Source organism: Streptomyces sp. NPDC059874, assembly GCF_042731135.1.
In the GTDB taxonomy this organism is placed as follows: domain Bacteria; phylum Actinomycetota; class Actinomycetes; order Streptomycetales; family Streptomycetaceae; genus Streptomyces.
Genome location: NZ_JBHWJY010000163.1, coordinates 1 through 5,522, shown reverse-complemented (window position 1 = coordinate 5,522; position 5,522 = coordinate 1). Strand labels below are relative to the sequence as shown.

General features: G+C 68.1%; 7 protein-coding genes and 1 pseudogene. 1 reads left to right on the top strand and 7 read right to left on the bottom strand.

Going from position 1 to position 5,522, the window contains the following annotated elements; translation table 11 throughout:
* Positions 1-329: 329 nt before the first annotated feature.
* The 7 genes and pseudogenes from ACFV9H_RS41050 to ACFV9H_RS41020 form a co-directional block, all read right to left on the bottom strand.
* Complete coding sequence (locus tag ACFV9H_RS41050; RefSeq protein WP_385409054.1) at positions 330-548, bottom strand: hypothetical protein; 219 nt, start codon at positions 546-548, stop codon at positions 330-332.
* Positions 549-719: 171 nt separating this feature from the next.
* Entirely contained in the window at positions 720-1,589 is an 870-nt protein-coding gene (locus tag ACFV9H_RS41045; RefSeq protein WP_385409052.1) for a hypothetical protein, read from the bottom strand.
* Between the two features lie 337 nt (positions 1,590-1,926).
* The gene (locus ACFV9H_RS41040; protein ID WP_385409050.1) at positions 1,927-2,709 is read right to left on the bottom strand and encodes an AAA family ATPase; all 783 of its coding nucleotides are present in this window, start codon (positions 2,707-2,709) and stop codon (positions 1,927-1,929) included.
* A gap of 6 nt (positions 2,710-2,715) precedes the next feature.
* A complete protein-coding gene (locus ACFV9H_RS41035; protein ID WP_385409056.1) occupies positions 2,716-3,177 on the bottom strand; it encodes a hypothetical protein in 462 nt (153 codons plus the stop codon).
* Positions 3,178-3,183: 6 nt separating this feature from the next.
* Positions 3,184-3,363 (bottom strand): annotated as a pseudogene (locus tag ACFV9H_RS41030) (hypothetical protein); the annotation flags it as partial.
* Between the two features lie 43 nt (positions 3,364-3,406).
* Positions 3,407-3,853, bottom strand: a complete 447-nt coding sequence (locus ACFV9H_RS41025) for a transposase family protein (RefSeq protein ID WP_385409048.1) — start codon at positions 3,851-3,853, stop codon at positions 3,407-3,409.
* 698 nt (positions 3,854-4,551) lie between these two features.
* Positions 4,552-4,689 (bottom strand): hypothetical protein, encoded by a 138-nt coding sequence (locus ACFV9H_RS41020; protein WP_385409046.1) that lies wholly within the window; start codon positions 4,687-4,689, stop codon positions 4,552-4,554.
* Between the two features lie 240 nt (positions 4,690-4,929).
* Between ACFV9H_RS41020 and ACFV9H_RS41015 the strand changes: the two genes are divergently transcribed.
* Positions 4,930-5,256, top strand: coding sequence for a hypothetical protein (locus tag ACFV9H_RS41015; RefSeq protein WP_385409044.1), 327 nt, complete (start codon positions 4,930-4,932; stop codon positions 5,254-5,256).
* The last annotated feature ends 266 nt before the right edge of the window (positions 5,257-5,522 follow it).

Below are 5,522 nucleotides of genomic sequence, written 5' to 3'. Positions count from 1 at the left end.
TCGCTGCGCTCGGCGGGGCTCGGCTTCGCCGAGCCAGAGCCGGCCCTTCGGGCCGGAGTCCTTCGCTTCGCTTCGGGCCGGTGGGGTTCCGCTTTCGCTTCACCCCAGTGGCCTGGCTCCGCCAGGCCCGGACTTCCCGCGCTTCGCGCGGGAAGTGACCTCGTTTCACGAGGTCCAGGACTTCGGCCTGTTGGGTGGGTCCGCTTCGCTCACCCACCTGGTCCTTCCGGCTTCGCCTCCAGGACAAGCCCGCTCCGCGGGCGGCTGGCTATGGACTGGTGTGAGTGCTGCCGGGATCCCGTCTGAAGGTTGTATCTGGGGCTGGTTGTCTACAGCGTGCCGTCAGCGATACGTTCGGCCGCGTCCTGCGCGACCTCGTTCGCGATGCGCACGCCATGCCTCTCGCCAGCGGCCAGGAGGGCCGCCTTCACCTCCGGCGCCGGTCTGCCAGCATGCGTCGTGCGGATCTCCGTCAAGGCCTTCTCGTACCGCGTCACCTGATCCTGGATCCAGGGCACGGCCTTCTCGTAGTCGGAAGCATCAGCCACACGGGCAACCTACCTCAGGCAGCCGATGCTTATTCTATCTTTCGGATTGACTCTGGAAGCGATGGGTTGCACCACAGCTGGCTCGCCGTGTCGCCGATCGGTGAAGCTGCGAAGTGCCTGGTGAACCCCGGGTGGGCCGCAGGGTTCACCTTCTCCTGCTCTAGTCCCGGGCTACAGGGATAGCTCCAATGGCCAGTGTGGAGGCTGGAGTTCGCGCAGACTGTAGTCAGGCGGCAGCCATCCCTTCTTCCTCCTGTCGATGGTCCTCTGCGTGTGGGGAGGAGGGTACGGGCACCCGTACATTCGCTCGGGTCCAGGCGCAGCCCAGGGACGCCGGTAATGGACCGTGCAGACAGGCCAGATGGTCTTCTCAGCCGGTTTCGGAGCTGCTGTCGTGCCCTTCCGCGGCTTGCGGCGTTTGGGGCGCGGCGGCTGTGGTGGGCGAAGTTTGCAGTTCTCGGCGAAGGCGGTCAGGGGCGGCTGGCCGGTACTGGCCATCGGATCGGTGAAGAGCTGACCGTTGGTTCCGGCCTTGAGCCTCCAGATGAAAGCTGCGGCCAGTAGCAGGGTGCGGGCCCAGGTGGGGATGTGGTGGGTCATGCAGCCCCGGCGAAGCCCGTGGTCGTGAAGCGTGATGGTCGTACCGTCCGGGGCCGGGTCGCGGACGTGGACGGTATCGAGCTGGGTGGTCGAGGCCGCGGTGAACTCCGCCGTGGCGAGGTGCGCCGCCAGGTACGGATGCGCGGTGGCATGGTGAAGCCGCCAGGCGACCTCCATCTCGGTGAGGTGAGGCATCGCTGGCGGGAAGAAGTCGCGGTCGGCGGCTATGGGCGCAGTGCACTGGCAGGGATTGGCTGTGTCGTCGTAGTCGGCGGTGAGGGTGGTCAGAGCCGGCAGGCCGATCCAGCGGTTCGCCAGCGGGCGCAGCGGCCCAGATGCCTGCTGTCTGTGAGTGGGTGGTTCGGGCTCGGGCAGCAGGGCGGATGCCTCGGCGATGCTGTGCTGGACCTGCTGCAGTTCGCGTTCCAGGAAGGCCCCCATTGCGCGGTGGTGGCAGACGAGGACCAGCCGGACCCCGGTGCGCCGGCGCAAGGCGAGGAGGTCTTTGAAGCGGTGCGGGGTCAGCAGGTGGGCACGCAGGAGGGTGAGGTGGGTGATGGGGGTGGCCAGGATCCAGGCGGCAGCGATCGACCAGGCCGGGGCGGGGTCTAGTTGGTGGTAGCCGTCCAGGGGGACGGGCTTACCGAGGGCGGCGAGGATGTCGTAGGCGAGCGCGATTGCGGAGTCGGTGCCCGGGGTGGGGTGGACGGTGATGCGTCCGTCGTGCGGTAGGGGTCCAGGACCACTGTGACCGGCGGCGGGTTCGGACAGTGGAGCATCAGGCCGCCGCGCGGTGGCTCAGCTTGCTGTAAGCCCAGCGCAGCAAGTCCTCGTCCACGCGTCCGCGTCCGGACTCCTTCATCCCGACGGTGAGGTGGTGGGTGATCTTCGCCCAGGCCCGGAAGTTCCCGCGGGCCGCTTCCTGGTCGCACAAGTCGATCAGCTCCGGGTCGGCGTCGGCCCAGATCGGGTGGAAGGCCGGGACAACGGCCAGGACCTCGTCCAGCGACATCCGGTCGATCTCCTGCCACGCATACACGCGGGACTCCAGCATCGGCTCGCTCTGCAGCATCTCGAAGCAGCCGTTGCCGCCAGTGAAGACGATCGTGAGATCGGAATCGGCGTCATCCCACGGGTAGCGCAGGTACTCGAAGCACATCTTGGACAGCCACTGGGCCTCATCGCAGACCAGGACGTGCGGCTCTTCCAGCGCGCCGCGCAGCATCCGGTCGAACTCGATCGCATGGGAGGGTGGGCGCCCCTGCAGGCCGAGAGCATGGAACAGCTCGTGGCGCAGGTCCCGGGTGGAGGGGCGGGCGGGGAACTGGATCCGGCGTGTCAGTTTCGGCGCGAGCTCGCGCAGTGACGCGTTCACCGCGAAGGACTTGCCGTTGCCGGCCTGCCCGTAAATGCAGATCATTGCCTTCGCCTCGATCGCGGCCCGGATGTTCTCCCTGGCCGTGAGCAGCGCACGCGTGGAGACCACCTGGGCGCCCGGCAGGCGCATGAAGTGCTCCTCCCGCTCCCTGGGCAGACGTCCCCTGCGTTCAGCGGTAGCCATCCGGCGTCACTCCTTGCTGCCCGAACCGGGCTCGGTGTCCATCGCGTCGGCCGTTACGGCGGTGCCAGGGCCGTGCTTCGAGGTCGAAGTGGTGGTGCTGGGGCGCGGACGGGGACGGGCCCAGCCCTCAGGCGGCTCCCGCGGCGGGATCGGGTCCGGCAAGGCTCTCGCCGCCAGATCCGCCGCCCCGGCCCGGACTATCTCGGCCTCCGCCTCGCTCGCGGTCTCCGTGCGCCGCCGGCCCGGCGCAGCCGCCGTCGTAGTGGCCGTGTAGCGGGTACGGCGCAGCTTCTCCGCCGCCTTCAGGTCCGCCTTCAGCGCTCTGGCCCTGCTCTCACGGACCCGCGACAAGGCCCGGCGCTGAGCCGGCGTCGCGGCCTCGGCGAGATAAGCGCTGCCCAGATGCCGGCCCCAGCCCTCGATGGAGAACACCTCGATCCGCCCGTCGAAGTGCGGCAGGTACCGCAACCGCACCCTCCTACCGACATGGCCGGCCATCCAGTCCGCGATGTAGGCGCGGCGCCGCCAGGAGATCCCGTTGGTGGTGATCTTCCGGACGCGGCCGTCGTCCTCCAGGGAACGCCAACCGGTCCTCCGGGATGTCCTCGACGGGTGCCGGGTCCGCCTCCCAGGCCTGCGCGGGCGTGCGGCCACCTGTGAGGCCGGACGGACGGTGCTCGGTGTTCCACCAGGCCACTCAGTCCAGCAGCACCTTCACGAAGTCGGCGTACGGCAGCAGATCCTCCACCGGATCGGCCCGGTACGCCTCCGCGGGCCGGGCGCGGCGGGTGTACCCGGGCAAGGCGACCAGCAGCATCTCCTCCACCGCACCGTTGAGGGCCTCGATAGTGCCCTTGCGGTAGGGCTTGTAGGCAGGCAGATCACGGACCGGAACCGCGAAGGCGCCCAGAGCGCGTTCCACCGTCCGGCACAAGAACTCCTTACCGCGGTCCACCCGGACCATCCCCGGCAGGCCACCAAACGGCCCGTACGGATCCTGGCGGCTGATCCCCGTACGCAACGCCGCCAGCACCGCATCCATGGCCGGCTGATGCGGCGTGACCGCCACCCCCACGATCACCTTCGACGCGACATCGATGAACCACGTCACCCACGGACACACCGCCGCGCCCTCGACATCCACACGCACCGGGATCCGCTTGTGATCACCCTCCCAGCACGCGTTCCGGTGCGTCAGCGGGCGCTTCCCGTACACGTCATACCGACGCCGCGCCCCCTCACCGCCCCCTCAACCCCGCCCGCTCCCCCGCCGACAAGTCCTGGCGAACAGCGCGCTGCAGAGCACGAAGAGAAGGAACCGAACCCGGCTCGCCGGCCGCAGCGGCCTCGGCGGCCAGTTCCCGGTGCACCGCGGCCACGTTCCCGCCCCACACCGCCAGACGCGCACGCAGATCCGCACCCACACCGACCCGCGACGGAGTCCGCGCGGAGAGCCGACCCTCACGCCGGGCCACCGCCACCCAGCTCCACACCGTCCGAAGCGACACCCCAAGGGCCTCCGCCACCAGACGTGCGTGGTCCGTGGTCAACTCACCCCGAGAATCCAGCGCCACGAGACGCGCCACCGCGCCCTCACGCCCCGCACCCCGGCACCACGGCATGTCCTCACCAGCAGAAACCTGATCGGACACCCCTCACCCCCAGCCGCAACCCCTACAGGCAGCGACTGCCCAAACATGAGGCTGTCCACCCCGACACGCCGACCAGACCAACACAAATGAGGGAAGCGGGAGAATCGGAGTTGCCATATGAATGTGATCACCTCACTACGCTGGCGGCGTGACAGGACATCCAGGCTTCGGTGCACTCCTAGCGCGACTGTCAGACCTCCGGAAACTCGGCATCAGCGACCTGTCCGAACGGGCCGGCGTAACCGAATCCGAGCTCCAGGCAGTACTCGACGGCGCCGTACCCCGTCCACCACTGCTCCGGCGGCTCGCACCCGCGCTGAAACTGCACACCGCAGACCTTTTCGTCATCGCAGGAATGGCGGTACCTGACGAGTTGGCCCCCTTCGACACAAAGGCCGGCAGCCAGATCCCCTCGCTCGCTGGGGACGCCACGGCCCTCCCGCCAGACCGCAGACGACAACTCCGTCAGCTCGCCCAGTCACTGCCCCGGCACAACCGGATACAGCCAACTCCGCCACCGCCTGCGCACGAGCAGTACCAACCAAGCCACGGCGCGCTGCTCGTACACATGCTCGGCAATCGGAACCTGAACTGGACGGCTTCCGCGAAGACCCTCTACCACCTCACGGGCCGGCTCCTCGCCACAGCCACCATCGGAGCAATAGGCCACGGCCGCAAAGAAGTAACCCCCGACCTCCTCGCCGACTTCGCGATCCTGCTCGGCATCCACGCCCACGACCTGGGCGCCCTGACCGGAATCGACCCGCCGGACCAGACCCCGCCACAGAACCCAGCGGCAGCCGACGTGGCCGAGCTGATCTGGGACATCCGATCCCTGACCGCCGCCCAGGTACAACACATCAGCGACAAGGCCAAGAACCTGCAGCAGAACTGACCTCACGCGCTACACGAACGACAGCCAACCTTCACTGGAAAACGACAGCGACCTTCACCAAGAAAACGACATCCCCACGAACCCACCCACCCCAACCACCAGCAAAAACGCCTCACACACCCAGTGCAAACAACTGACGCCAACCACTGAAGATCACACGACGCCCATCACCTAAGGGCTGTCCCGTAAATGATCTTTGAGTTGCCTTGGGCACGGTCGGCCGTAGCGTGGGCTGCTGGCCTATCCGGCGAGGGCGAGGTTGTGCA

Coding starts and splice junctions, on each gene's coding strand:
- ACFV9H_RS41045 (WP_385409052.1), bottom strand. CDS start 1,589: ATGGGGGCCTTCCTGGAACGCGAACTGCAGCAGGTCCAGCACAGCATC.
- ACFV9H_RS41040 (WP_385409050.1), bottom strand. CDS start 2,709: ATGGCTACCGCTGAACGCAGGGGACGTCTGCCCAGGGAGCGGGAGGAG.
- ACFV9H_RS41015 (WP_385409044.1), top strand. CDS start 4,930: ATGCTCGGCAATCGGAACCTGAACTGGACGGCTTCCGCGAAGACCCTC.